Here is a 25,563-nt window from a genome sequence, read left to right as displayed (position 1 = left end):
GGTCGGCTAGCTTCCCTCGCGCCAGGCCCGCCACAGCCGTGCGTACCGGCCGCCCAGCGCCACCAGTTCCTCGTGCGTGCCGTGCTCCACGACGCGTCCCGCGTCCAGTACGGCGATCCGGTCCGCCGCCATCGCCTGCGTCAGCCGGTGCGCCACGAACAGCGTGGTCCGGCCCGCGCACGCGGCCGACACGGCCCGCTCCAGCCCGGCCGCGCCCTCGCTGCCCGCCTCGGCCGTCGACTCGTCGAGCACCACCACCGGTGACCGGCCCAGCACCAGCCGGGCCAGGGCGATCTGGGCGACCTTGGTCACGTCCAGGCGCTCCCCGCCCTCGCCGACCAGGGTCTTCAGCCCCTCGGGCAGCTCGTCCACCCACCCGTCGGCGCCGACCGTGCGCAGGGCCGTCATCAGCTCGGCATCGGTCGCCTCCGGCGCGGCCAGCCGCAGGTCGTCGGCGAGCGGGCCGGAGAACACGTGCGTCTCCTGCGTCAGGATGCTCACGAGGGCACGCGCCGCCGCCTCGTCCAGACCGGCGAGGTCGGTCGGCCCGATGCGTACGGATCCGGCCTGCGGGGTCCCGATGCCCGCGATGAGCGCGGCCAGGGTGGACTTGCCGGCGCCCGTCGCCCCCACCAGTGCGAGCGAACCGCCGCCGGGGATCGTCAGGTCGACGTCGTACAGGACCGGCTCCTCGGTGTCGGGATAGCTGAACGTCAGCCCCTCCACCGTCACCGCGTGGTGGATGCCGGCCGCCGGCGCCTCTCCCGCCGGGGCGACGGCCAGGGCGCCCACCAGCCGCTCCTGCGCCTCCTCCCCCAGCACTCCGACCAGCCGGGTCAGGCTCGCGCCCGACTTCTGGGCCTCGTCGAAGGTGAACATGATGGAGCCCAGCGGGGTGAACAGCCGGTGGAACAGCAGCGGGGCCGCCGACACCTCGCCGAGGCTCGCGGCCCCGGCCTCCAGCAGGGCGTACCCGACCACGAGGATCAGGACCAGTCCGATGAACTCGGCGCGGTTCTCCCTGCCCACGAACCGGCCGAAGAGCCGGAACACCTCGATGCCCAGTTCGCGCACCCGCCAGGACTCGCTGGTGACCTTCTCGCGGACGGCTCCCTCCAGGCGGTACGCCCGGACCGTGTCGATCCCGTTCAATCCGCTGATCAGCGCCTGTGCGCGGTCGGCCTGGACCGCCCGCTGCCTGCGGTAGAGCGGGGCGGACCGCGGGAGGTACCAGCGCAGGGCCAGCGCGTACGCGGGCAGCGCCCCGGCACCCGCCAGACCGAGCCGCCAGTCCAGGCCGAACATGCCGACCGTGGCGATGACCACGAGCACTCCGGCCGAGAACACCGTGGGGACGGCCGTGCGGATGCCCCTGGACAGCACGGCCACGTCGTCACCGACCCGGGACAGCACGTCGCCCCGGCCGACCTGCTCGATCCGTGCGCTGGGCATCCCCAGCACCGCCCGGACGGCCCCTTCCCGCAGTCGTGCGAGCAGGTCCGCGCCCAGTCGCCCGACCAGGTAGGCCGACAGGGCGGTGGCCGCCGCGCCGAGCAGCGCGGCGGCCACCATCAGCGCCCCTGTCGTGACCAGGATCGAGCGCGCTCCGCCCTCGGCCACCCCGTCGACCACGCGGCCGAGCAGCAGCAGCGGGAGCACCTGGAGCGCCGCGCCGGCCACCGTGGTGAACACGGTGGCCGCCGTCAGCCACGGCACCTCGCGGCAGTGCGCCGCGACCCAGCGGGCGGCCTCGCGCCCCGTCGTCGTGCGCAGGGTCGACGGGGCGGGGGGCGCATCGGTGGTGGTCACACTCAGCCGACCGACTTCACGAGCTCGTCGATCGCGTACGGCAGGGACAGCAGCGTGCCCTGGGACATGGCCGCGCCGATCGCCGGGCCCTCGCTGTCCAGCAGGTACGACACCTTGCCGTTCTTGACCGCGGACAGGTTGGTGAACAGCTGGAACTTCTTCAGCGCTTCCTGGTCCGCCTTGTCGTTGATGACGAAGATGCGGTCGACGTCGATCAGGTCCATGCGCTCGGGGGAGAGCACGGTGTAGAACTTGCCGTCCGCGATCTTGTCGATCTCGGTCTGGCCTTTGAACCCGATGCCCGTCACCAGCCGTCCGCGCACGTCGGTGGTGGTGAACGGCGCCGCCGAGTCCTTGTACCAGGACAGCGCGACGGCGGTCTGGCCGGCGAACTCGGGGTGCGCCTTCTTGGCCGCGTCGAGCTTGTCCTGGATGCCCTTCACCAGCGCGGTGCCCTTGGACTCCTGGCCCAGGGCCTTGGCGATGTGTACGGCGTTGTCCTGCCAGGGGGCGCTGAAGGGCTCCTTCTCGGCCTTGGTGCGCCCCACCGTCGGGGCGATCTTGGAGAGCTTCTCGTAGGCGGCCTGGTCGATCTCGGAGTAGACCGCGATGATCAGGTCCGGCCGCAGGGCTGCGATCTTCTCGTAGTTCGGGCCGCTGTCGCCGTTGCTCATGACGACCTCGGGGCGGGTGTCGCCCCACTTGTCCTTCGTCCACGGCCACTGCGTGTTGATGTCGGGGGTGGTGCCCGGCGGGTTCGGGTACTGGTCGACCATGCCGACGGGCTTGATGCCGAGCGCCAGGACGGCCTGGTCGTCGGTGTAGCCGACGGAGACGACCCGCTGGGGGGTCTTCGTGACCTTCGTGGATCCGAACGCGTGGTCCACGGTGACCGGGAACGCGCCCTCGGCAGCGGCCGGGGCGTTGTCGCTCTTCTTGTCCGCCCGGTCCGCCGAGTCGGAACCGCACCCGGCGAGGAGGCCGGTGCACAGGGTCGCGGCGGACAGGATCGCCGCCGGCCGCCGCCAGGAGTTCGTACGTACCGTTCGATGGAGAAGCATCCGCAATCCCTTGCTTTCGTGCCATCCACTACCGCCCCGCCCGAGGGCAGGCAAACCGTATCGCGCCAAGTGAGGCTAGCCTAGCCTTACTTGCTCCGTATCTTTGTCCTACCTTGCCGACCGGACGTGAGTGCGGCCGATCGGCACGATGAGGGGCCGGTCCCCCACCGGATCGTCGATCACCCGGGCCCGCAGCCCGAACGCCTCGTGCAGCAACTCGGCGGTGATCACGTCCCGTGGATGCCCTTGCGCCAGGATCGCCCCCGCCCTCATCACGATCAGGTTGTCGCTGTAGCGCGTCGCCAGATTGAGGTCGTGCAGCACCATCACCACGGTGCATCCCGACTCGTGCAGGTCGTCCACCAGGTCCAGTACGTCGATCGCGTGCGCCAGGTCCAGGTAGGTGGTCGGCTCGTCCAGCAGCAGCAGGTCGGTGCCCTGGGCCAGCGTCATCGAGATCCAGACGCGCTGGCGCTGGCCGCCGGACAGCGCGTCGACCGGGCGGTCGGCCAGGTCGGACACACCGGTCATGGCCAGCGCCCGCTCCACGACGGCGGCGTCGTCCGACGACCACTGCCGCAGCCAGCTCTGGTGCGGATGGCGGCCCCTTGCGACGAGATCGGCCACCGTGAGCCCTTCCGGCGCGACCGGTGCCTGCGGCAGCAGGCCCAGCTTCTTCGCCACGTCCCTGGTCCTGAGCCTGGCGATGTCCTCGCCGTCCAGTACGACCGTCCCCCTGACCGGCTTCAGCAACCGCGACAGGGCCCGCAGCAGGGTCGACTTCCCGCACCCGTTGGAGCCGATGATCGTGGTGATCACCCCTGACGGGACGGCCACATGGAGATCGTCGATGACGATCCGGCCGCCGTACCCGACCGTGACGCCCCTGGCGGCCAGCCGTGGGGCGTCGTCACCCCCGGTCCCGGTCCCGGTGATGTGCGTTGCGGCCACGAGTCCCCCTGTTCCGAACGTGCCTGAATACGTGTCCGCTAGCGGAGGTTCGCCCGCACCAGCAGATATACGAGGAAGGGGCCGCCGAACGCGGCCGTCACCACGCCGACCGGGAGGGCGATCGGCAGCGCCGTACGCGCGACCAGGTCCGAGCCGATCAGCAGCAGCGCCCCCACCACCCCCGAGGCCACCATCGGCGGCGTCGGGCACCTGGCCAGTCGCATCGCCACCTGCGGCGCCACCAGCGCGACGAAGGGGACCGGGCCCGCCGCGCTGACCGCCACCCCCGCCAGCAGGACCGCGCACAGGAGCAGGACCGCCCGGACGGCCGAGTACCGCACGCCCAGGCCCGCGGCCACCTCGTCGCCGAGGTGCAGCGGCTTGAACTGGAACGCCGCACCCGCCACGACGGCCATCAGGGCGAGCGTGCACCAGAGCGCGACGCCGACCTCGTCCCACGACCGGTTGTCCAGCGAGCCGATCAGCCACGCCTGGGCCCGGGCCACGTCCCTGATGTCGGCCTGGACCAGCAGCCAGGTCGTGACGGCCTCCATCACGGCGCTCACCGAGATGCCGATGAGGATGAGCCGGAAGCCGTCGATCCCGCGCCGCCACGCCAGGAAGTACACGAGGAGGCCCGTGCCGAGGCCGCCCGCGAGCGCCGCCCCGGACAGGCCCACGGCGTCGACGACCGCCGCGGCGGTCCCGCCCGACACCGTCACCAGGAACACCGCGACCGCGCCGGCGCCCCCGGTGATGCCCAGGATGTCCGGGCTGGCCAGCGGATTGCGCGCGACGGACTGGGTGATCGCCCCGGACACCCCCAGCGCGACGCCCACGACGCACCCGGCCAGGGCGCGCGGCATCCGCAGATCCATGATCACGAACTCGTCGACCTGCTCGCCCCGCCCCAGGATCGTGGCGACCACCTGGGGCAGGCCGATGGGGAAGTCCCCGACTCCGATGGACAGGCAGAACACGAGGAAGGTCGCCGCCGCCAGCAGCAGCGTGACGCACACCATCCACGGCCGCCAGACGAACGACACCCCGCCGAGCCGGACACCCGGCGCCACCACCGGCTTCACATCGGCCCCGTTCATGCGCTCTTGAACTTTCCGCGCCACACCAGCACCGCGAAGAACGGCGCGCCCAGCAGGGCCACGACGACACCCGCGTCCAGCTCGCCCGGCCGCACCAGCAGGCGTCCCGCGATGTCGCAGACCAGCAGGACGACGGCGCCGAGCAGCCCCGCGTACGGCACCAGCCAGCGGTAGTCCGGCCCGGTCAGGTACCGGGCCACGTGGGCCACCATCAGGCCGAGGAAGGCGATGGGTCCGCACGCCGCCGTCGCCGCCCCCGCCAGCAGGGTGATGGCGACGATGCCGACGGCCCGGCTCAGCGCGATGTTCACGCCGAGCCCCCGCGCCACGTCGTCGCCGAGGTTGAGCAGGTTGACGGCGGGCAGCGTGGTCAGCGCCAGCACCAGCCCGACCGCGATGAACACGGCCACCGGCCGGATGACGCCGAATCCCACACCGGCCACGGAGCCCGCGTTCCAGAACCGCAGCGCGTTCAGCGACGCCTGGTCCGAGAGCGCGACCGCCGTGGTCATCGCCGCGAGGAACACCGTGACCCCCTGCCCGGCCAGTGCGAGCGTCAGCGGGTTGCCGGCCCCTCGGCCGATGCTCGCCAGCCCGAACACGACGACGCCCGCCACGGCCGCCCCCAGGAAGGCGAACCAGACGTACTGGAACGGGTCGGCGAACCCGAACACGGCGATCACCGTCACCACGGCGAACGAGGCGCCCGAGTTCACCCCGAGCAGGCCCGCGTCGGCGATCGGGTTGCGCGTGTACCCCTGGATCAGCGCCCCGCCGACCCCCAGGGCCACGCCCGCCACGACCGCGAGCACCGTCCGGGGCACCCGTACGGTCCGCACGATGAGCCTGATCTCGGTCAGCCGCCGGTCGGGGTCGGGCGACCCCGACAGCCCGTGCCACACCTCGGCCGGACTCAGGGCGCGCGCACCGACGGCCAAGGACACCACCACCGCGGCCAGGAGGACCAGTACCAGCGCCGCCAGACCCACGACCCGTCGCCGACGGGCCTGCGCCCCACCCGGCGGCGCGGGGCGGCGCTCCACTGCAATCGTGCCCATGTCGCTGTACGTCATCCCTTCGCTCCACCGGCGGGCACCCCGCCTGCGGACCGGCTAGCGAGCGGTGCTGCCCGTCCCGTCGGCGATCGTCCGGACCTCGTCGGAGCCGGACTTGAGGCCCCGGTCGAGGAGCGAGTCCAGGATCTCGCCGACCCTGATGGCGGTGTTGGACAGCAGGGAGGAAGTGATGCCGTGCGTGTGCTCCGTACCGCCCTGCACGTAGATGCCGCAGCGCAGTTCGGGGTCGGTCGCTATGCGGTAGTCGCGCTCGACGCGGACGCGGTCCTCCTCGTCGCGCAGGCAGCGGTCGGCGACCTCGCCGAGGAGGCCGAGCGGTTCGGCGGGGCGGTAGCCGGTGGCGAAGACCACGACGTCCGCGTCCAGGGGGGTCTCCTCTCCGGTGACGAGGGACCGTACGGTGGCGTGGACCTTGCCCGAGGTCTCCCTGACGGCGGTCAGCCGGGAGACGTTGAGGAAGCGCAGGCGCTCGGTGCCCAGGACCTTCTCCCGGTACATCTGCCGGTAGAGGTCGTCGATCAGATCGACGTCCACCACGGAGTAGTTGGTGTTGCCGTGATAGTCCATCAGCCTGCGCTTGACCTGTTCGGGGGCGAGGTAGAACTCGCCCACCGCGTCCGGGTCGAAGATCCGGTTGGCGAAGCTGCTGTCGTCGGCGGGGCTGTACCCGTAGCGCGAGAAGACCGCGCAGACCTCGGCCCCGGGGAAGCGGCGGTGGAGGTAGGCGACGTTCTCGGCGGCGCTCTGCCCGGCACCGACGACGATGAACCGGGAGGGGTCCGCGCCCTCCAGGCCGTCGACCTTCGCCAGCAGGTCGGAGTTGTGCCAGACGCGGTCGGTGCGTTCCATGCCGTCGGGCATCAGGGGACGCAGCCCGGTACCGATGACGAGGTTGCGGGCGCGGTGCAGCGCGAGCCCCTCCCCCGACCGGACCGTCACGTCCAGGTGCTCCACGACTCCGTCGCGGACGACGGGCGTGACGCCCACGACCTCGTGGCCGTAGGAGACCGTGTCGTCGACCTTGTCCGCGGCCCACTCGAAGTAGTCGTGGAACTCCACCCGCAGCGGGAAGAGGTTCTTGTGGTTGATGAAGTCGATCAGCCGCCCCTTGCTCTTCAGGTAGCACAGGAAGCTGAACTCGCTGGCCGGGTTCCGGAGCGTCACGAGGTCCTTGAGGAAGCACACCTGCATCGTCGCGTCGTCGATGAGCATGCCGCGGTGCCAGCCGAAGCGCGGCTGCTGCTCGAAGAAGTGGGCGGTGATCGCTTCCGGCCGGCCGACGCGTGCGTTGTGCTCCCTGACCGCGATCGCCATCGCCACGTTGGACGGCCCGAAGCCGATGCCAATGAGGTCGTGAATCAACGGGGCGTCGCCAGGACGAGCCTGTGCCATGTCACTCCCATCGTGCGGGGGGCAGCCACCGCACCGGGGAGGCAGGCAGCCGTCGGTCGAACTTAGGCAAGGCTAAGCTTGGTTAAGCGGAACTGTCGATAGACAAACCGGACAGCCGGATTGCGGGCGATCATCAACTCCCTTACGCATGGGCCCCGTTGCAGAGTTAGGTAAGGCTTGCTTTACTCGACTTTGGCCAAACCCCCTGCTCCAAGGAGGAACCCATGCGGGTCGTCATGTTCGGCTACCAGACCTGGGGGCACCGCACCCTGCAAGCCCTCCTGGACTCCGAGCACGACGTGGTACTGGTCGTGACGCACCCCAAGAGCGAGCACGCCTACGAGAAGATCTGGAGCGACTCCGTCGCCGACCTCGCCGAAGAGCACGGCGTCCCGGTGCTGATCCGCAACCGGCCCGACGACGACGAGCTGTTCGAGCGCCTCAAGGCGGCCGACCCGGACATCATCGTGGCCAACAACTGGCGCACCTGGCTCCCCCCGCGCGTCTTCGGGCTCCCGCGCCACGGCACGCTGAACGTGCACGACGCACTGCTGCCGAAGTACGCCGGCTTCTCCCCGCTGATCTGGGCGCTGATCAACGGGGAGACCGAAGTGGGCGTCACCGCGCACATGATGAACGACGAACTCGACGCCGGCGACATCGTGCGGCAGGAGGCCGTACCGGTGGGGCCGAAGGACACCGCCACCGACCTCTTCCACCGGACCGTCGACCTCATCGCCCCGGTCACCGTCGGCGCCCTCGACCTCATCGCCTCCGGACGCACGGAGTTCATCAAACAGGACCGCTCGCAGGCGAGCTTCTTCCACAAGCGCTCCGTCGAGGACAGCCGCATTGACTGGACCTGGCCCGCGGAGGACCTCGACCGCCTGGTCCGCGCCCAGTCCGAGCCGTACCCCAGCGCCTTCACCTTCCACAAGGGAAGGCGGCTCGAAGTGCTGGCCGCGTGCGTGTCCCAGGGCCGGTACGGCGGCACGCCCGGGCGCGTCTTCTACCGCGAGGGCGACGGCGTGGTGATCGTCGCGGGCGCCGACGCCCGCACCGGCCGCAACCACGGGCTGGCCATCACCCGGGTACGGACCGAGGACGGGCGGGAGCTGCCCGCGACGGAGTACTTCACCTCCATGGGCGGCTATCTGACCGGCCGGCCCTGACTACGGGCGGCGGCGCGGCGCCGGGAGGTCGACGGGACTGGCGCCGTCGTGGTCCCGCGTGACGTCCGCGAGCGGGCGGGTGTGTTCGGCCGCACGGGCCATCCACTCCCATATCCCGGACGGGGTGCCGGTCACCGGCGATGCGGACCCGGAGCCGCTGATCCACGTCGTGAGCGTGAACCGGTGGTCGGCGAACCGCCCGCTGGGGCAGGTGGACGGTACGACCTCGTGGAAGGCGCCGGCCGGGAAGAACACGATGGTGTCGTGCTCGGGTTCGATGGTGCGGTACGACTCCGCCGGCCGGGCGGAGCCTTCGTCGAGCAGGGTGTCGTACAGCCGGAGTTGGCCGCCGGCGAAGCCGCGGGGCTTGCCGTGCAGGTAGTACACCGCGGACAGGGCCGTGCTGACGTCGCGGACCCGTGAGGCGTCGGTGTGGATGCCGTAGTGCCCTCCTTCGCCGTGCGCCGTCAGAACCGTCAGGGTCTGCGTGAGCGTGGCCCGGTGCCCGAGGACCTCCTGGACGAGCGGCAGGCAGTCCGCGAGGTGCCCGCTGAACACGGAGCTGGTCACGGGCAGGACCAGCGAGCTGCGGCCCTTGCGGGAGACCTGGCCCGACAGGGGGTCCAGGACCGTTCCCGTGTTGAAGTCGCCCTGCCGGGAGATCGCGTACGCCAGCAGTGCGCCGGCACGTTCCGCGCCGAGGAAGTTCTCCAAACGGCAGACCGGCGCGGGTACCACGGAGGTCGTGGACCACCGGTCGGTGGGAGGCAGGACCTGGGCGCCGATTTCCGTCGGCATGGCCGGTTCCATCGCGTATCCGCTCATGGCCCGGAACCGTACGCGCGGCGGCCGGAGCCGTCGAAGGAGCACATGGGGCGCACAGGAGTACGCCCCCGGTCCGGCTACTCCCAGTCGTCCCAGGGCGGGTCCATCTCCTCGTCCAGGTCGAAGGGCGGCTCCTCGGGGTCGGGCCCCGCGGGCCGCGCCGCCGGGGCGGGCGCTGCCGGAGCCGGCACGGCAGGGGCCTGCGGGGCGGGATCGGCCGCGCTGCACTCCGCCAGGGTGTCGAGGACGCCCTCGGCGTACTTGGTGAGCTTGGCCTCGCCGACCCCGCCGATGGTCGCCAGCTCCTCGACCGTGGCGGGGAGCCGGGTCGCGATCTCCCGCAGCGTCGCGTCGTGGAAGACGACGTACGCCGGTACGCCCTGGTCCCGCGCCGTCGCGGCCCGCCAGGCACGAAGGGCCAGGAAGACCGGCTCGGCCCCGGCCGGCAGGTCGACCGGTACGCGGGCACCCTTCCCCGAGCGGGACCCGGACTCCTTGCGGGACGGGCCGGAGACCGCCTTCTCCTTCCGCATGGGGACGCTGCGGCGCCCTCCGAGGACCTCGCCGCTCTCCTCCGTCAGCACGAGCGTCCCGTACTCGCCCTCCACCGCCAGGAGCCGCAGCGCCAGCAGCTGGCGCACGACCCCGCGCCACTCCGCGGTGCTCAGGTCCGACCCGACGCCGAACACCGAGAGCCCGTCGTGGTCGAACTGGATGACCTTGGCCGTCTTCTTGCCCTGAAGGATGTCGATGATCTGGCCGGCGCCGAACTTCTGGCGCCGTTCCTTCGAGAGCCGCCACACCGTGGACAGCAGCTTCTGCGCGGCGACCGTCCCGTCCCAGGACTCGGCCGGCGTCAGGCACGTGTCGCAGTTGCCGCAGGGGGCGCCGGTCTGCCCGAAGTACTCCAGCAGCCGCACCCGGCGGCAGTCGACCGTCTCGCACAGCGCGAGCATGGCGTCCAGGTGCATGCCGAGCGACCGGCGGTGCGTGTCGTCGCCCTCGGAGCCGTCGATGAGCTTGCGCTGCTGGACCACGTCCTGCAGGCCGTAGGCCAGCCACGCCGTGGCCGGCTCGCCGTCGCGGCCGGCGCGGCCCGTCTCCTGGTAGTAGCCCTCGACCGACTTCGGCAGGTCCAGGTGTGCCACGAAGCGCACGTCCGGCTTGTCGATGCCCATGCCGAAGGCGATCGTGGCCACCACCACGACCCCGTCCTCCCGCAGGAAGCGCGCCTGGTTCTCGGCCCGCGTACGGGAGTCCATGCCGGCGTGGTAGGCCACCGCCTCGATGCCCTGCTCCACGAGGAAGGCCGCGGTCTTCTCCACCGATGCCCGCGAGAGGCAGTAGACGACCCCCGCGTCGCCGTCGTGCTCGGTCCGGATCAGCTCCAGCAGTTGCTTGAGCGGGTTGTTCTTCGGGGCGATGCGGTACTGGATGTTCGGCCGGTCGAAACTGGCGACGAAGTGCCGGGCGTCCTGCAGGCCGAGCCGTTCGACGATCTCGGCGTGGGTGGCCTCGGTGGCCGTCGCGGTCAGCGCGATCCGCGGCACCTTCGGCCAGCGCTCGTGCAGCATGGACAGCGCGAGGTAGTCCGGCCGGAAGTCGTGGCCCCACTGGGCGACGCAGTGCGCCTCGTCGATCGCGAAGAGCGAGACCTTGCCCCGGTCGAGGAGCCGCTGCGCGCTCTCGGTGCGCAGCCGCTCGGGAGCCAGGTAGAGCAGGTCCAGCTCGTCCGCGAGGAAGGCCTGCTCGACGGCCTGCCGCTCGTACGGGTCCTGCGTGGAGTTGAGGAATCCGGCCCGCACGCCGAGGGCGGTGAGCGCGTTCACCTGGTCCTGCATCAGCGCGATGAGCGGCGAGATCACGACGCCCGTGCCTTCTCTGACCAGCGCCGGGATCTGGTAGCAGAGCGACTTGCCGCCGCCGGTCGGCATCAGTACGAGGGCGTCACCGCCCCCGACGACCTGCTCGATGATCTCCTGCTGCTCACCGCGGAAGGAGCTGTAGCCGAAGACGCGGTGCAGCACCGTCAGAGCATCGGAGATCTCGGGGGAAGCGTCCGGAAGAGCCATTCCCGAAGCCTAACGGCACCCGCCGACACCCCGGCTCCATCCGCCCGAACCTGTGGACAACCTCCCCGGCCGGGGCCGGCCGGGGCCGCTGCCCGGTCTCGTCCCGTACGTGCAGCAGGAGCGCGGCCAGCGCGTTGGGGATGCTGGAGCCCTCCAGGGTCAGGACGCGGTAGCGGTCGTGCAGCACCTCGCCCCGTACGCGCCGGCCGGGCTCGCCGCCTCCGGCCACACGTGGGCCGCCTTCGCCGGGGGCCGGATCCGCTCCGTGGCCTGCACCTGCTTCCTCGGCAGCGCCTACGGGGACATCGCGGTCGTCACGGTCCCCGATCGCCGCCGCGAACCCCTCGCCCTGTGCTGCGTCGCCGGTCCGACCGCCGATGTGCGAGCCCGAGGACGCACCGCGAGATGGTGCTGCTCGTGCGACGACCGGGCGAGCAGGCTGCCGGCCTGGACGTCCGGCTTCCGGCTGACGCGCGAATACGTCCACCACGTCACCGGACGCGGCCGTCCGCGACCGGCGGCGGGCGGCGACCGGCACCGCCGCCCTGCTGTTCACCGCCCTGGTCGTGGTCGACGCGGGCGCGGGCAGGCTCGATGTGGTCCGGGGCTCCTTCCGGGCCGGCCCGGCCACGCTCCTCCTCGTGGTCCTGCTGCCGCCCCGGGTCCGCGCCCGGCCCGGCCTCCTGGCCGCCCGCGGACTGCTGGTGGAGCACAGCGTGCGTACCGACCGCCTCGTCTCGGTCCGCCGGTCCGACGGGGTGGCCCAGCGGCTGGTCCTCCGGGACACGGACGGGGGCCGCGTGGAGATCGACCCGAACGTCCTCGTCCGCAACCCGGCCCTGTGGCGGTGCCTCGACACGGACGCCCTCGCCTCCGCCGAGCGCGGCACCCTGCTCTGCGGCGCGACCGCGATGCGCCGGCTGGCGCGGCGCATCGACCGCGAGACCGCCCGGACGGTCTTCAGGCTCTCCGGCCTGCGGTGACCTCTCGGGAAAACAAATAGAGGCACAAAAGAAGGCGCCTGACCCGGGCTTTCGTCCGTCGGGCGCCTTCCGTTCTGCCTGCTGCACGAAATTGGCCACTGGCCGGAACCCGTATGGAGAACGGCTCGGGATTCCTTATCCGCAGTCCGGGCACAGCCCGCGGTAGGTGACCTCGGCTTCGGACACCGTGAAGCCGAACCGCTCCCCCTCCGGGAGGTCGGCCAGCGGGCTCCCGGTCGGATGGACGTCGCGGATGAGTCCGCAGTTCGAGCAGACGAGGTGCGCGTGCGGGTGGTGCGCGTTGGGGTCGTAACGCTTGGCGCGGCCGTCGGTGGAGACCTCCACGACCTCACCGAGGGAGACCAGTTCGCCCAGGGCGTTGTAGACGGTCGCCCGGGAGATCTCCGGCAGCCGCTGGACCGCGCGGGCGTGCACCTCGTCCGCCGTGAGGTGCACGTGGTCGCCGTCGAGAACCTCCGCGACGACACGCCGCTGGGATGTCATCCGCCAGCCGCGCCCTCGCAGCCGCTCCAGCAGGTCACTCATATCGGCTCACCTTATTCAGGTCAGGCGGGATACCCCGAAGTTTACCGGTGGACGTCCGGGGTCCGATTGAATATGGGCTTGGTGTTCTTCTTGACTTGGATTCTGTCCATCGTAGGATCGGTTTCGTTGATAGCCAAGGGACCGTATGCAATTCCTGAGCACCGTGATCCAGCTGGTCCGGAAGGATTCCCATGTCTGAGAACCATGATGCAATCGTCGTAGACGCCAAGGCGGAGGCCTCGGGCGGCTGCCCCGTCGCGCACGAGCGCGCCCCGCACCCGACCCAAGGCGGCGGAAACCGCCAGTGGTGGCCGGATCGGCTCAACCTGAAGATCCTCGCCAAGAACCCGGCCGTGGCCAACCCGCTCGGCGAGGAGTTCGACTACGCCGCGGCGTTCGAGGCCCTCGACCTCCCGGCCGTGAAACAGGACATAGCCGAGGTCCTGACGACCTCGCAGGACTGGTGGCCCGCCGACTTCGGCCACTACGGCCCCCTCATGATCCGCATGGCGTGGCACAGCGCGGGCACCTACCGCATCAGCGACGGCCGCGGCGGCGCCGGGGCCGGCCAGCAGCGCTTCGCCCCGCTGAACAGCTGGCCGGACAACGGCAACCTCGACAAGGCCCGCCGCCTGCTGTGGCCGGTGAAGAAGAAGTACGGCCAGAGCATCTCGTGGGCCGACCTCATGATCCTCGCCGGCAACGTCGCCCTGGAGTCGATGGGCCTGCGCACCTTCGGCTTCGGCGGCGGTCGCGCGGACGTCTGGGAGCCCGACGAGGACGTCTACTGGGGTCCCGAGACCACCTGGCTCGACGACGAGCGCTACACCGGCGACCGGGAGCTGGAGAACCCCCTCGGCGCGGTGCAGATGGGCCTCATCTACGTCAACCCGGAGGGCCCGAACGGCACCCCGGACCCGATCGCCGCGGCGCGCGACATCCGCGAGACGTTCCGCCGGATGGCGATGAACGACGAGGAGACGGTCGCCCTGATAGCCGGCGGCCACACCTTCGGCAAGACCCACGGCGCGGGCCCGGCGGAGAGCGTGGGCGCCGACCCCGAGGCCGCCCCGCTGGAGGCGCAGGGCCTGGGCTGGAGCAACTCCTTCGGCACCGGCAAGGGCGGCGACGCCATCACCAGCGGCCTTGAGGGCATCTGGACGAACACCCCGATCACCTGGGACAACAGCTTCTTCGACATCCTCTTCGGATACGAGTGGGAGCTGTTCAAGAGCCCCGCCGGGGCGCACCAGTGGCGGCCGAAGGACGGTGCCGGGGCGGGTACCGTGCCCGACGCCCACGACCCGTCCAAGAGCCACGCCCCGACCATGCTGACGACCGACCTCTCGCTGCGCATCGACCCGGCGTACGAGCTGATCTCCCGGCGCTTCCACGAGAACCCCGCCGAGTTCGCCGACGCCTTCGCCCGCGCCTGGTACAAGCTGACCCACCGCGACATGGGCCCGGCCGTGCGCTACCTCGGACCGGAGGTCCCGGCCGAGACGCTGCTGTGGCAGGACCCGCTGCCCGCGGTGACGCACGAGCTCGTCGACGCCGCCGACGTCGCCTCCCTCAAGGAGCAGGTCCTCGCCTCGGACCTGTCGGTGTCCCAGCTCGTGTCCGCCGCGTGGGCGGCCGCGTCCTCCTTCCGCGGCAGCGACAAGCGCGGCGGTGCCAACGGTGCGCGCATCCGCCTCCAGCCGCAGAGCGGCTGGGAGGTCAACGAGCCCGACCAGCTGGCGACGGTGCTGCGTACCCTGACGGGCATTCAGGACGCCTTCAACTCGGCCCAGTCCGACGGCAAGCGCGTCTCGCTCGCCGACCTGGTCGTGATCGCCGGCGCCGCCGCCGTCGAGCAGGCGGCCAAGGACGCCGGCTCCGACGTCCAGGTGCCCTTCGCCCCGGGCCGGGTGGACGCCTCGCAGGAGCAGACCGACGTGGAGTCGTTCGCGGCGCTGGAACCGACCGCCGACGGGTTCCGCAACTACCTCGGCAAGGGCAACCGGCTCCCGGCCGAGTACCTGCTGATCGACCGGGCGAACCTGCTGAACCTGAGCGCCCCCGAGATGACGGTCCTCGTCGGCGGCCTGCGCGTCCTCGGCGCGAACCACCAGCAGTCGGCGCTCGGCGCCCTCACCGCGACCCCCGGGTCGCTGACCAACGACTTCTTCGTGAACCTGCTCGACCTGGGCACGACGTGGACGGCGACGTCCGAGGACGCGAACACCTTCGAGGGCCGCGACTCCGCGACGGGCCGGGTCAAGTGGACCGGCAGCCGCGCCGACCTGGTCTTCGGGTCGAACTCCGAGCTGCGCGCGCTCGCGGAGGTCTACGCGAGCGACGACGCGAAGCAGAAGTTCGTCAAGGACTTCGTCGCCGCGTGGGACAAGGTCATGAACCTCGACCGGTTCGACCTCGTCTGATCCGTCCGATCCATCTGATCGCAGCGTCCAGGCCCGGCCGGCCCACACCGGCCCGGCCCGGACGCTTTTCAGTCGGTACGCGCCCGGCAGTCCGTCAAGTTGGTCCAGACCTGTTGACGGCCACCCATCCGGAGGAATAGGTTCCCAGCCACGGGGCGGTCGAGGAGTCAACTGCCCCGCCCGACCCACAGGTTGGGCCAGAAGCGGGGCTCCCCCCATCTCCCCCGCGCCTTCACAGCGGCTGCAAGGCACGTTTCGTGCTGCTCCCCTTCCCCCCACGGAGGCATTTCTTGCGTACCCGTACCCGTACCCGTACCCGTACCCGGTTGGCCTGCGGCCTCGGCGCCACCCTGCTCGGCGCGGCCGCGGTGCTGAGCGCACCCGGCTCCGCGTTCGGCGCCAACCTCCTCGCGAACGGCGACTTCGAGGCCGGCACCACGGCCGGCTGGTCCTGCAGCGGGGGCCTCGGCTCCGTCGTGGGCTCCCCCGTGCACGGCGGCAGCAAGGCCCTGGCCGGGGCGGCCGGTTCGGCCGACAACGCCAAGTGCACCCAGACCGTCGCCGTCCGGCCGAACACCGCCTACACGCTGTCCGCCTGGGTCCGCGGCAGCTACGTGTACCTCGGCGTCACCGGCGGCGCATCCACCTGGACCCCCTCCGCCACCGCGTACACCAAGCTCACCGTCTCCTTCACCACCGGCGCCTCCCAGACCAGCGCCGAGATCTACCTCAACGGCTGGTACGGACAGGGCACCTACTACGCCGACGACGTGACCCTGGAGGGACCCGGCGGCAGCACCGACACGGTGGCCCCGACCACCCCGGGCAGCCTCTCCTCCACCGGCAAGACCTCCTCCAGCGTCTCGCTCGCCTGGACGGCCTCCACCGACAACGTGGGCGTCACCGGGTACGACATCTACCAGGGCGCCGCCAAGGTGGCCACGTCCACCACCACCAGCGGCACGGTCGCCGGCCTGAGCCCCGACACCGCGTACACGTTCACCGTCCGGGCGCGCGACCTGGCGGGCAACACCTCGCCGGCCTCCAACGCCGCCACCGTCACCACCGACAACGGGACCGCACCCACCGGCTTCAAGCAGGCCGCGCCCTACCTCTACCTCGGCTGGGGCAACCCGCCGAGCGCGACCACGGTCATGAACGCCACCGGCGCGAAGTGGTTCACCATGGCCTTCATCCTCTCCTCCGGCGGATGCAACCCCGCCTGGGACGGCCAGCGGGCGCTGACCGGCGGCGTGGACCAGAGCACCATCAACTCGATCCGGGCCGCGGGCGGCGACATCGTTCCGTCCATCGGCGGCTGGCAGGGCAACAAGCTCGGCCCCAACTGCACCTCCGCGGAAGCCCTGGCGGGCGCCTACCAGCAGGTGATCAACGCCTACGGGCTCAAGGCCATCGACGTCGACATCGAGAACACCGACGAGTTCGAGAACGCCGTGGTCCAGGACCGGATCCTCGGCGCGCTCAAGATCGTCAAGCAGAACAACCCCGGCCTGAAGACCATCCTCACCTTCGGCACCAGCACCACGGGCCCGACCTCGTGGGGCAACCGCCTGATCGACCGGGCCAAGGCGCTGGGCGCCGACATCGACGTCTTCACCATCATGCCGTTCGACTTCGGCAACGCCTCGACCGACATGTACGCCAGCACCGTGAGCGCGACCGAGGGCCTCAAGACCAAGCTCAAGTCGGCCTTCGGCTGGGACGACGCCACCGCCTACTCCCACATCGGCATCTCGGGCATGAACGGCATCAGCGACACCCAGGAGACCACCACCATCCAGAACTGGACCGACATCCGCAACTGGGCCAACTCCCACCACATCGCCCGCCTCGCCTTCTGGTCCGTCAACCGCGACCGCGGCTGCCCCGGCGGCGGACTCCAGGAGACCTGTTCCGGCATCGCCCAGAGCGACTGGCAGTTCACCTCCATCACGGCGGGCTTCACCGGCTGATCCGGACCGTGCGGAGCTGCGGCCCGCCCGCCACCGCCTGACCAGGCGCCCGACCGGGGATCCCCCGGCCGGGCGCCGCCGTCTTGGCACGCCCTGCCAACCCCCTCGACAACTGTGTTGTCCGGCAGGTGAGTTACCGCCCGGAAGTCATGGAATGCCGCCCACCGTTCGGGTACCTTCCTTCACACCACCGCCACACCTTGGGCACAGGGCCCCACGGGACTAGCGGTGCAGAGGACCGACACCTGTTGACGACAGCAACCGAAGTCTTCATAGTCCGGCCGTACACCCCGCACTGCCAGGTGATCCACACCGAAGGCGAACACGCCGTCATAGGCGTCTCACCGGGGAACAGCTACTTCTCCGCCCAGCGCGTCATCGACCTCGCCCAGTGGGGCGTGCGCAACTTCCGCCAGGTCGACCTCATCTACACCGACCTGCACGTGGACGACATGTACGAAGCCCTCGGCTACGCCCCGGACGAAGCACGGCGCAAGGCCGTGAAGAACCTGCGCGGCGTCCGCGCCAAGGTCAACAACGCCGCCACCGAAGCCGACCCCACCGGCACCCGCCTCCGCGCGCGCCCCATGTCGTCCCTCACCGGCATCCGCGCCTACCGCACCCTTCACGACCACCTGAACTCCCTGCTCGACGACGACCCGGAGTTCCGGGCCACCTGCAACTCCCTCGTCGACGCCTTCCTCTCCTCCAAGGTCCTGGACGGGAAGACCGCCACCACCCGCCAGCGCGAGGTCTGCCTCAAGTACGTCTGCGCCGAGGCCCCGCTCTTCCTCGACACCCCGGCCATCCTCGGCGTGCCGTCCTCCCTCAACTGCTACCACCAGCTCCTGCCGATGGCGGAACTGCTCTACTCGCGCGGCTCGGGCCTGCGCGCCTCGCGCAACCAGGGCCACGCCGTCATCACCCCCGCCGAAGGAGACTCCGATGCCCGCTGACACGCTGCTCGACTTCCCGTTCTCCGCGCGCGGGGACCGGCTCCCGGCCGAGGTCGAGGCGCTGCGCGGCGAACCCGTCAAGCGGGTTCGCACGATCGCCGGGGACGAAGCCTGGCTCGTCTCCTCCTACGAACTGTGCAAGCAGGTACTCGAAGATCCCAGATTCAGCCTCAAGGACACCTCGGCCCCCGGCGTACCCCGCCAGTACGCCCTGACGATCCCGCCCGAGGTCGTCAACAACATGGGCAACATCACCGGCGCCGGGCTCCGCAAGGCCGTCCTCAAGGCGATCAACCCCAGGACCGACGGCCTCACCGACTGGATGCGCACCCAGGCCGCCACCCTCGTCGACGGCCTCCTGAGCCACGGGGCGCCGGTCGACCTGCGCGGCCGGTTCACCAACCCGTACGCCGAGAACCTGCACTGCCGCATCCTCGGCATACCCGAGGCCGACGCCCCGCGCCTGGCCGCCAGCCTCGACATCGCGTTCATGAACTCCGCCTGCCCCATCACCGGCGCCCGCCTGAACTGGGACCGGGACATCGCCTACATGGTGGAGCGCCTCGACGACCCCGCCACCACCGGCCTCGTCGCCGAGCTCGCCGCCCTGCGCGGGGACCCGGGGTACGCCCACCTGACGGACGAGATGCTCGCCACGGTCGGCGTCACCCTCTTCGGTGCCGGAGTCATCTCCACCATGGGCTTCCTCACCATGGCCGTCGTCTCGCTCCTCCAGCACCCGGACGTCTGGGAGCAGTTGCTGAAGGCGCCCGAGAAGATCCCCGCCGCCGTGGACGAACTGCTGCGGATCAACCTCTCCATCGGTGACGGCCTGCCCCGCCTCGCCCTCGAAGACGTCACCCTCGGGGACGTCGAGGTGAAGAAGGGCGAACTCCTCCTCGTCCTGGTCGAGGCCGCCAACACCGACCCGGCCGTGTTCCCCGACCCCCACGTCGTGGACATCGACCGGGAGAACGCCGGCACGCACCTGTCCTTCGGCGGCGGACAGCACTACTGCCCCGCCACCGCCCTCGGCAAGAAGCACGCCGAGATCGCCATCGAGGTCCTGCTGGAGAAGATGCCGGGCCTCCAGCTCGCCGTGCCGATCGACCAGCTCGTCTGGCGCACCCGCTTCATGAAGCGCCTGCCGGAGCGCCTCCCCGTGCTCTGGTAGCACCGCCGCTACGGCGGGACCCCGGCCGGATCTCCCGGCCGGGGTCCCGTGCCGCTGCGTCCCGCGTCATCTCACCGAGGCCGGCGAGGAGCCTCCGGGCACGATGAGGCGGGGTTCGCCCGTGCCGTCCGCGGGGACCGACCAGATGTCGCTCGCGCGTCCGTCGCGTCCCGGCAGGGCGTAGCCGACGGTCGTGTCGTCGAGCCAGGCCGCCTGGTCGTCGACGCTGTGCGACTCGGCCAGCGGGTGTTCGTTCATGGTCGCCAGGTCCAGGACGTACGGCCGCCAGGGCGCCGCGGGGTCGTCGGAGACCTTCTTCTTGAAGGCGATGCGGGTGTTGTCGGGCGACAGCGACGGGCATTCCGCGTTCTCGCGCAGGGCCTTCGCCGACCAGTTCCGCAGGTCGCCCTCGACGAGGTGGGTACGGCCCCTGGACGAGACGGTGGCGTAGAAGCGGTTGTCGTCCGCGGCGAAGGTCACTCCCCAGTAGTTGACGTCGGGGGCGTGGTAGCGGGCCCCGTCGACGGTCAGCGGGATCTCCTCCATCGACTTGATCAGATAGCCGGTGCGCAGGTCCAGGATGGAGGTCCGGGTGGAGAAGGCGGAGGTGGCGTAGGAGTCGCCGGTAGCGAACGTCGTCCAGGACAGCAGGTGCCCCGAGGCCGAGACGCGGGCCCGGTTGGGGATGCCGGGGACGGTCGCGCGGTTGACCTCGCGCAGCTGCCCGTCGAGTACGAGGGCCTGCGTGCGGGCCGGGATGCCGGGCAGCTTGCGCAGGCACAGGGCGCGGTCCCCCGCGGTGTAGAAGCGCTCGCAGGAGGGGCCTCCCGTCACGCGCGGCCCGCCGGAGCCGCTCTGGCGGGCCACCAGCCCGGTGGCCGAGTCGCGGAAGTAGAGCCCGGGCTCGGCGAGCCCGAAGGAGCCGTCCCCGGCGGACGGCCGGGACGGCAGTTCGCGGTTCCTGGCGTGCAGTACGTAGCCCAGCGAGCCGCCCGCGAGGAGGAGCACGGCCAGCAGGACCAGGGCGGAGCGCAGTTGTCGCGGGCGGGGTTTCACGGTGCCTCCGGGGCGTCGTGGGCGGGGGCCGGGGCGGGCAGGACGCGCCAGGCGGCCGCGAGCGCCACGGCCAGCGCGAGCGCCGCCGTCCACAGGGCGGGACCCTGCCCCCAGAAGGTCCAGGCGGCCCCGAACCCGGCCGCGCCGACGAGCCGGGCCAGCGCCTGGCCGGTCTGCAGGACCGCGAGACCGCCCGCCCGGCCGTGGGCGGGCAGTACGGGGCTGGCCAGTGCCATCAGGACCCCGTCGGTGGAGGCGTAGAAGACGGCCAGGAGTCCGAGCACCACCACCACGGTCGGCCAGGCGACGGGGAGGAGCAGCACCGCGTAGGCACCGAGCAGGGCGGCGTGCCCGAGCAGGAACGGCAGCCGTCGCCCCGTACGGTCGGCGAGCCTGCCCACCGGGACGGCGAGCAGCAGGTACCCGGCGGCGGCGCCGAGCGGCAGCAGCGGGAACAGCACGGGCGGCAGGTCGAGGCCGCGCTGGATCAGCAGGTAGAGGAAGGCATCGCCGATGGTGGCGGCGCCGAGCAGGACCGCCGCGTACAGGACCCGGCGGAAGGCGGGAGAGCGCAGGGGCTTCGGCCGGGGCAGGGTCGCCCGCACGGGGACCGGAGCGGTCGACGGGAGCCCGGTCGCCGCCGGGGCGGCCGGGACGTAGAGGACGAGCAGGAGCACGCCGAGCAGCCCCGTGCAGAAGCTGACGGCGAACACGGCGTCGTAGGCGTCGGCGGTCGCCCACAGCACGGCGAAGGCGACGAGCGGGCCGAGGAGCGCACCGGTGGTGTCCATGGCGCGGTGCACGCCGAAGGCCCGGCCGAGCGTCTCCGGCGGGCCGCTGAGCGAGATCAGCGCGTCGCGCGGGGCGGTGCGGATGCCCTTGCCGAGCCGGTCGGCGGCGAGGGAGGCGGCGATCCCCCCGGTGGCGCTGCCGGCGAGGAGCAGGCCGAGCCGGGACAGCGCGGAGATCAGGTAGCCGGCTCCGGCGACCCGCTTGTGGCGGCCGCCGCGGTCGGCGAGGTGCCCGCCGAGGAGCCGCACGAGCGCGGTCGCGCCGTTGAACATGCCGTCGAGGAAGCCGAACTGGAGCGGGGACAGGCCGAGGCCCAGGACGAGGTAGAGCGGCAGCACCGCCGTGACCATCTCGGAGGAGACGTCGGTGACGAGGCTGACCGCGCCGAGCGCGATGACGGTGGCGGGGACGCGCCGCCCGACCCCTGCGGTGCGGGGCGGCGCGTCCGGGCGGCCGGTGTTGGCCAGGTACATCAGTGGCAGCTGTACTTCGGGCTCGTGTCCTTGACCTGCCCGTCGGTGCCGACGTAGGTCCATCCGTAGCCCGAGTCGGTGAAGTCGAGCTTCACCACGCCGTACTGGCCGCTGATCCGCTTCTGGCTGTTGGGCTGGACCTGCTCGATCGGGTAGGGCTCGGCGCCGCCCATGCCTCCGACGATCTCCACGATCCCGTCGGCGGCCGCCTTGCCGTCGGGGTTCTGCGGGGCGAACCGCTCGTAGTGGTGGTCGTGCCCGTTGAGGACGAGGTCGGCCTTGGCCGCGTAGAGGATCTTCCACACCGGCTTGGAGACCGGGTCGTTGCCGTGGCCGCCGGAGGAGTACAGCGGGTGGTGCCAGTAGGCGGCTATGCACTGCTTGCCGTTGGCGGCGAGGTCGGCCTTGAGCCACTCGATCTGGGCGGCCTGGTCGAAGGAGTTGGAGTCGAGGGCGATGAAGTGCCAGTTGCCCTCGTCGAAGCTGTAGTAGCTCTTGCCCTGGGGGTAGGCGATGCTGCCGAAGTACGACTTGTACCCGGCGAGGGACCCGGCCGGGTCGTAGGTCTCGTGGTTGCCCGGGGCCGGGCGGGTCTTGGCCTTGAAGGCACCCCAGGTCTTGTCGTAGTAGTTGCGGAAGTCGGAGAGCCGGGCGTCGTCGTACTGGTTGTCGCCCATCGTCATGTAGAACTTCGGGTTGATCTGCTGGGCGAGCGCCGCCGTCTTGGGGTGCGCGCAGCCGCTGTCGGAGGCCGTGCACTGGGCGGCGATGTCACCGGCGGCGACCACCGTGAAGGCTCCCGTGGGAGGCGGCCCGCCGTCGACGGTGCCGTACACCTCGGCCTCGAAGAGCGAGTAGCCGTACGTCGTACCGCGCGCCGTGCCGTACACGCGCACGTACCTGCCCTTGCCGGAGAGGCCGGCCCAGTCGTCGGTACCGCCGTTGCCGGCCTTCTCCTCGGCCAGCGGGGTCCAGGTGGCCCCGTCGGCGGACACCTCGACCCGGTAGGCCTTGGCGTACGCGGCCTCCCAGGTCAGCCTGACCCGGGAGATGGTGGCGGTGGCTCCGAGGTCGACCCGGATCCACTGCGGATCCTTGCCCTCGGCGCTGGCCCAGCGGGTTGCGGGGGCGCCGTCGAAGGCGTTCGCGGCGCCGAGCGAGGAGCTCTCGACGGAGGAGGCGGTGGCGGGCCTGCCCCGCGATATGACCGGGTCGGCGGCGGCCCCGGCCCGTTCGGGCCAGGCGAGGAGGAGCCCGCTGACGAGCGCGAGCACCGCGGTGAAGACGATCAGGGCGGTACGGGACAAGAGGGGTGGTGCGGAGGATTTCAGGTGCATACCTGGACTCCCTGTCCTGGGGGCGACGAGAGCTGGACTCCGGTGCGGGCCACCGCCTCCGGGCAGGGGGCGGCGTCACGGCGGCCGGGTCAGAGCTCTCACTGAGCGCGTCATGCCCAGGGGATCTGGCACCGCGCCAAGCCGCCGACCGGGAGCGTAGCGGACAGGAAAGTTTCCTACCAGTGGTTCAACTCGACCTTCCCGAACCGGTTTTGATCCGCGGGGAGCGGGCCGGCCGGCCAGGGGCGGGCGGGCGGCGACACGCGAGAGGCCGAGGCCCTCGCGCGAACGGGCTAGGATCGACCGTATGCCCGATTTGGCTTGATTGGCCGAGCCCGGGTCACCAGCGCCACCGGCCTCGGCCCGCCCCTTCGTACGACCGACCATAGGTATACATGTCGATATCTTCCGTCCTTGAGCGGCCGCGGGAAGACTCCCCCGCGAGCCCCGGATCCGGCTCCCGTACACGCGCGTGGGCGCGGGCACGGGCGCGCGGGGCCGCTCTTCCCTCGGCCGTGGTGGCCGTGCTCTTCGCGGTGTACGCGGTGTTCTCGGTCCGCCGCCACGCCCTGATGCTCACCACCGGCTACGACCTGGGCATCTTCGAGCAGGCGGTGCGCTCGTACGCCGGGGGCCACTGGCCGGTGTCCTCGCTGAAGGGGCCCGGCTACAACCTCCTCGGGGACCACTTCAGCCCGATCACCGCGACGCTGGCGCCGTTCTACCGGATCTGGCCCTCGCCGCTCACGCTCCTCGTCGCCCAGGCGTTCCTGTTCGCCGTCGCGGCGTATCCGCTCTGCCGGTGGGCCCAGCGCGAGCTCGGCAAGGCCGCCGCGGTCACGGTCGGCCTCGCCTACGGCGCCTCGTGGGGGATCGCCTCGGCGGTGGTCTTCGACTTCCACGAGATCGCGTTCGCCGTACCGCTGCTGGCCTTCTCGGTGGTCGCGCTGGGCGAGCGCCGGTGGCGCGCGGCCGTCTGGTGGGCGCTGCCGCTGGTCCTCGTCAAGGAGGACCTCGGCTTCACGGTGGCCGCGATCGGCCTGTACGTCGCCTGGCGCGGTTCCCGGCGGCTCGGCCTGGCGGCCGCGGCGTTCGGCATCGCCGCCTCCCTCGTGGAGATGTTCGTCGTCCTCGCGTCCGTCAACCGGAGCGGGTACGCCTACACGCAGTTCCTCAGCAGCGACCCGGCTGCGGCCGAGTCCGGCAGCACCCTTGAGCGCATCCTGACGCTGCCCCTGCAACTGGTGTCGCCCGAACCCAAGGTCGTCACGCTGCTCTTCCTGGCCGCCATCACGGGGTTCATGGCGCTGCGCTCCCCGATCGCCCTGCTGTGCCTGCCGACGCTGGGCTGGCGTTTCGTCTCCAGTAACACGGCCTACTGGGGCGTGATCTTCCACTACAGCGCCGTGCTGATGCCGATCGTCTTCGTGGCGTTCGTCGACGTGCTGGTCCGTCGACGGCGCGCCGCCGAGGCGGGTGACGAGGGGGTCCGCAAGGCCGCCCTGAGGTCACAGCGGGCGTCCCTCGGCGTCACCGCCGCGGTCGCGCTGATCATGCTGCCGCTGTTCCCGTTGTGGCAGCTCCCCAGCCTCTGGAAGGACGATCCGCACGTCACGGCGGCGCGTACGGTCATCGGCTACATCCCCGACGGGGCGAGCGTGACGGCGTCGAACCGCTTCGTACCGCAGCTCACCAGCCACTGCGAAGTGACCGGCCTCGGCTTCCCGGACATGGGCTCGCGGTACACGGCCCAGTGGATCCTCGCGGACACCAAGGCCCCGCACGGCTGGCCGCTGACGGCCGTCGGTGAGTCGGAGGCCCTCGACCAGGCGTGGGCCCAGGGCTACCGGACCGTGGTGGAGCGGGACGGCGTGGTCCTGCTCAAGCGCCCCTGAGGGGACTGCAGGCCCCGTGGGCCGAACGGTCCGGGCACCCTGGAGCGGGTGCCCGGACCGCGGGCCGGCATCCGGCGGGCGGTCCTACGGATGGCTCACCAGGTTGGCGACGTTGGTGGAGGAGTCGGACGGACCGCCCCGGCCGTTGATGACGTGGCGGATGGTCCCGGTGCCGCCGAGGGAGACGGTCACCATGCTCTGGAAGCGCACGTCCGGGTGGTCGGGCGCCTCGAAGGCCCGCTCGGCGGTCACGCTGCTGTTGACGTTGAAGAAGCAGTAGCTGCCGAGACCGAAGGCCTGGTGGCTGGTCACGCCGGCCGCGACCTTGTACGCCGCGTAGCCCCGGGTGGAGCCGTTCATCCAGGCGGCCTGGTTCGGCGGGTCGTAGGGCATCTCGTTCTGTTGAAGTGCTCTCCTCCCTTCGCAAGCTCAGGAAGGAGATTCCCGTCTACCTTGCGGTGACGGGCTTGACGCCGCGAGTGCGCCTGACGACTGCC

Annotated in this window: 19 protein-coding genes and 1 pseudogene; 7 read left to right on the top strand and 13 right to left on the bottom strand. The window is 71.3% G+C overall.

Going from position 1 to position 25,563, the window contains the following annotated elements; translation table 11 throughout:
• Positions 1-6: 6 nt before the first annotated feature.
• The 6 genes from AB0M99_RS23320 to AB0M99_RS23295 all read right to left on the bottom strand — a co-directional run bounded on the left by AB0M99_RS23320 (position 7) and on the right by AB0M99_RS23295 (position 7,389).
• Complete coding sequence (locus tag AB0M99_RS23320) at positions 7-1,809, bottom strand: ABC transporter ATP-binding protein (protein WP_365923382.1); 1,803 nt, start codon at positions 1,807-1,809, stop codon at positions 7-9.
• A 2-nt stretch (positions 1,810-1,811) separates the two neighbouring features.
• Entirely contained in the window at positions 1,812-2,870 is a 1,059-nt protein-coding gene (locus AB0M99_RS23315) for an iron-siderophore ABC transporter substrate-binding protein (protein WP_365923380.1), read from the bottom strand.
• 108 nt (positions 2,871-2,978) lie between these two features.
• Positions 2,979-3,821 carry an ABC transporter ATP-binding protein gene (locus AB0M99_RS23310; RefSeq protein WP_365923378.1) on the bottom strand — a complete coding sequence of 281 codons (843 nt, stop codon included), beginning with the start codon at positions 3,819-3,821 and terminating at the stop codon, positions 2,979-2,981.
• A gap of 38 nt (positions 3,822-3,859) precedes the next feature.
• Complete coding sequence (locus tag AB0M99_RS23305) at positions 3,860-4,921, bottom strand: iron chelate uptake ABC transporter family permease subunit (RefSeq protein ID WP_365923376.1); 1,062 nt, start codon at positions 4,919-4,921, stop codon at positions 3,860-3,862.
• Positions 4,918-5,979, bottom strand: coding sequence for an iron ABC transporter permease (locus AB0M99_RS23300; RefSeq protein WP_365923481.1), 1,062 nt, complete (start codon positions 5,977-5,979; stop codon positions 4,918-4,920). Before AB0M99_RS23300 ends, AB0M99_RS23305 begins: the two co-directional genes overlap by 4 nt.
• A 54-nt stretch (positions 5,980-6,033) precedes the next feature.
• Positions 6,034-7,389 carry a lysine N(6)-hydroxylase/L-ornithine N(5)-oxygenase family protein gene (locus tag AB0M99_RS23295; protein WP_365923374.1) on the bottom strand — a complete coding sequence of 452 codons (1,356 nt, stop codon included), beginning with the start codon at positions 7,387-7,389 and terminating at the stop codon, positions 6,034-6,036.
• A gap of 224 nt (positions 7,390-7,613) precedes the next feature.
• Between AB0M99_RS23295 and AB0M99_RS23290 the strand changes: the two genes are divergently transcribed.
• Positions 7,614-8,561: a methionyl-tRNA formyltransferase gene (locus AB0M99_RS23290; RefSeq protein WP_365923372.1), complete on the top strand. Its 948-nt coding sequence runs from the start codon at positions 7,614-7,616 to the stop codon at positions 8,559-8,561.
• Here AB0M99_RS23290 and AB0M99_RS23285 read toward each other — a convergent pair whose 3' ends face one another.
• Complete coding sequence (locus AB0M99_RS23285; RefSeq protein ID WP_365923370.1) at positions 8,562-9,386, bottom strand: 2OG-Fe(II) oxygenase; 825 nt, start codon at positions 9,384-9,386, stop codon at positions 8,562-8,564. It lies immediately after the preceding gene.
• Positions 9,387-9,463: 77 nt separating this feature from the next.
• Complete coding sequence (gene recQ, locus AB0M99_RS23280) at positions 9,464-11,458, bottom strand: DNA helicase RecQ (RefSeq protein WP_365923368.1); 1,995 nt, start codon at positions 11,456-11,458, stop codon at positions 9,464-9,466.
• A gap of 566 nt (positions 11,459-12,024) precedes the next feature.
• Between recQ and AB0M99_RS23275 the strand changes: the two genes are divergently transcribed.
• A complete protein-coding gene (locus tag AB0M99_RS23275) occupies positions 12,025-12,441 on the top strand; it encodes a hypothetical protein (RefSeq protein ID WP_365923366.1) in 417 nt (138 codons plus the stop codon).
• Between the two features lie 135 nt (positions 12,442-12,576).
• Here the strand turns inward: AB0M99_RS23275 and AB0M99_RS23270 are convergent, their stop codons facing one another.
• On the bottom strand, positions 12,577-12,987 hold the full coding sequence (locus AB0M99_RS23270; RefSeq protein WP_365923364.1) for a Fur family transcriptional regulator: 411 nt from the start codon (positions 12,985-12,987) through the stop codon (positions 12,577-12,579).
• A 191-nt stretch (positions 12,988-13,178) separates the two neighbouring features.
• Here AB0M99_RS23270 and katG point away from each other — a divergent pair, with 191 nt between their 5' ends.
• From katG to AB0M99_RS23250, 4 genes are all read left to right on the top strand, one after another.
• Positions 13,179-15,410 carry a catalase/peroxidase HPI gene (katG, locus tag AB0M99_RS23265; protein ID WP_365923362.1) on the top strand — a complete coding sequence of 744 codons (2,232 nt, stop codon included), beginning with the start codon at positions 13,179-13,181 and terminating at the stop codon, positions 15,408-15,410.
• Between the two features lie 326 nt (positions 15,411-15,736).
• The gene (locus AB0M99_RS23260) at positions 15,737-17,383 is read left to right on the top strand and encodes a carbohydrate binding domain-containing protein (protein WP_365923479.1); all 1,647 of its coding nucleotides are present in this window, start codon (positions 15,737-15,739) and stop codon (positions 17,381-17,383) included.
• A gap of 248 nt (positions 17,384-17,631) precedes the next feature.
• Positions 17,632-18,339, top strand: coding sequence for a tRNA-dependent cyclodipeptide synthase (locus tag AB0M99_RS23255; protein WP_365923360.1), 708 nt, complete (start codon positions 17,632-17,634; stop codon positions 18,337-18,339).
• On the top strand, positions 18,329-19,513 hold the full coding sequence (locus AB0M99_RS23250) for a cytochrome P450 (RefSeq protein WP_365923358.1): 1,185 nt from the start codon (positions 18,329-18,331) through the stop codon (positions 19,511-19,513). The genes AB0M99_RS23255 and AB0M99_RS23250 overlap by 11 nt, the downstream gene beginning before the upstream one ends.
• 66 nt (positions 19,514-19,579) lie before the next feature.
• Here the strand turns inward: AB0M99_RS23250 and AB0M99_RS23245 are convergent, their stop codons facing one another.
• Genes AB0M99_RS23245 through AB0M99_RS23235 form a run of 3 tightly spaced genes read right to left on the bottom strand, consistent with a single transcriptional unit; the run spans position 19,580 to position 23,171 of the window.
• On the bottom strand, positions 19,580-20,569 hold the full coding sequence (locus AB0M99_RS23245) for a hypothetical protein (RefSeq protein ID WP_365923356.1): 990 nt from the start codon (positions 20,567-20,569) through the stop codon (positions 19,580-19,582).
• A complete protein-coding gene (locus tag AB0M99_RS23240) occupies positions 20,566-21,834 on the bottom strand; it encodes an MFS transporter (RefSeq protein WP_365923354.1) in 1,269 nt (422 codons plus the stop codon). Before AB0M99_RS23240 ends, AB0M99_RS23245 begins: the two co-directional genes overlap by 4 nt.
• Positions 21,834-23,171, bottom strand: a complete 1,338-nt coding sequence (locus tag AB0M99_RS23235) for a discoidin domain-containing protein (RefSeq protein WP_365923352.1) — start codon at positions 23,169-23,171, stop codon at positions 21,834-21,836. Before AB0M99_RS23235 ends, AB0M99_RS23240 begins: the two co-directional genes overlap by 1 nt.
• 395 nt (positions 23,172-23,566) lie before the next feature.
• Between AB0M99_RS23235 and AB0M99_RS23230 the strand changes: the two genes are divergently transcribed.
• Entirely contained in the window at positions 23,567-25,066 is a 1,500-nt protein-coding gene (locus AB0M99_RS23230) for a DUF2079 domain-containing protein (RefSeq protein ID WP_365923350.1), read from the top strand.
• An 84-nt stretch (positions 25,067-25,150) separates the two neighbouring features.
• Here AB0M99_RS23230 and AB0M99_RS23225 read toward each other — a convergent pair.
• Positions 25,151-25,468, bottom strand: a pseudogene (locus tag AB0M99_RS23225) (coagulation factor 5/8 type domain-containing protein); the annotation flags it as partial.
• Between the last annotated feature and the right edge of the window lie 95 nt (positions 25,469-25,563).

Source organism: Streptomyces sp. NPDC051183, assembly GCF_040682455.1.
Classification (GTDB): domain Bacteria; phylum Actinomycetota; class Actinomycetes; order Streptomycetales; family Streptomycetaceae; genus Streptomyces.
This window is presented reverse-complemented; position numbering and strand designations above follow the sequence as displayed.

Bases quoted from the DNA above. Each gene is read 5' to 3' on its own strand.
- recQ (WP_365923368.1), bottom strand. From the start codon at position 11,458: ATGGCTCTTCCGGACGCTTCCCCCGAGATCTCCGATGCTCTGACGGTG.
- AB0M99_RS23295 (WP_365923374.1), bottom strand. From the start codon at position 7,389: ATGGCACAGGCTCGTCCTGGCGACGCCCCGTTGATTCACGACCTCATT.
- AB0M99_RS23300 (WP_365923481.1), bottom strand. From the start codon at position 5,979: ATGGGCACGATTGCAGTGGAGCGCCGCCCCGCGCCGCCGGGTGGGGCG.
- AB0M99_RS23285 (WP_365923370.1), bottom strand. From the start codon at position 9,386: ATGAGCGGATACGCGATGGAACCGGCCATGCCGACGGAAATCGGCGCC.
- katG (WP_365923362.1), top strand. From the start codon at position 13,179: ATGTCTGAGAACCATGATGCAATCGTCGTAGACGCCAAGGCGGAGGCC.
- AB0M99_RS23305 (WP_365923376.1), bottom strand. From the start codon at position 4,921: ATGAACGGGGCCGATGTGAAGCCGGTGGTGGCGCCGGGTGTCCGGCTC.
- AB0M99_RS23250 (WP_365923358.1), top strand. From the start codon at position 18,329: ATGCCCGCTGACACGCTGCTCGACTTCCCGTTCTCCGCGCGCGGGGAC.
- AB0M99_RS23240 (WP_365923354.1), bottom strand. From the start codon at position 21,834: ATGTACCTGGCCAACACCGGCCGCCCGGACGCGCCGCCCCGCACCGCA.
- AB0M99_RS23230 (WP_365923350.1), top strand. From the start codon at position 23,567: ATGTCGATATCTTCCGTCCTTGAGCGGCCGCGGGAAGACTCCCCCGCG.
- AB0M99_RS23235 (WP_365923352.1), bottom strand. From the start codon at position 23,171: ATGCACCTGAAATCCTCCGCACCACCCCTCTTGTCCCGTACCGCCCTG.
- AB0M99_RS23290 (WP_365923372.1), top strand. From the start codon at position 7,614: ATGCGGGTCGTCATGTTCGGCTACCAGACCTGGGGGCACCGCACCCTG.
- AB0M99_RS23270 (WP_365923364.1), bottom strand. From the start codon at position 12,987: ATGAGTGACCTGCTGGAGCGGCTGCGAGGGCGCGGCTGGCGGATGACA.
- AB0M99_RS23315 (WP_365923380.1), bottom strand. From the start codon at position 2,870: ATGCTTCTCCATCGAACGGTACGTACGAACTCCTGGCGGCGGCCGGCG.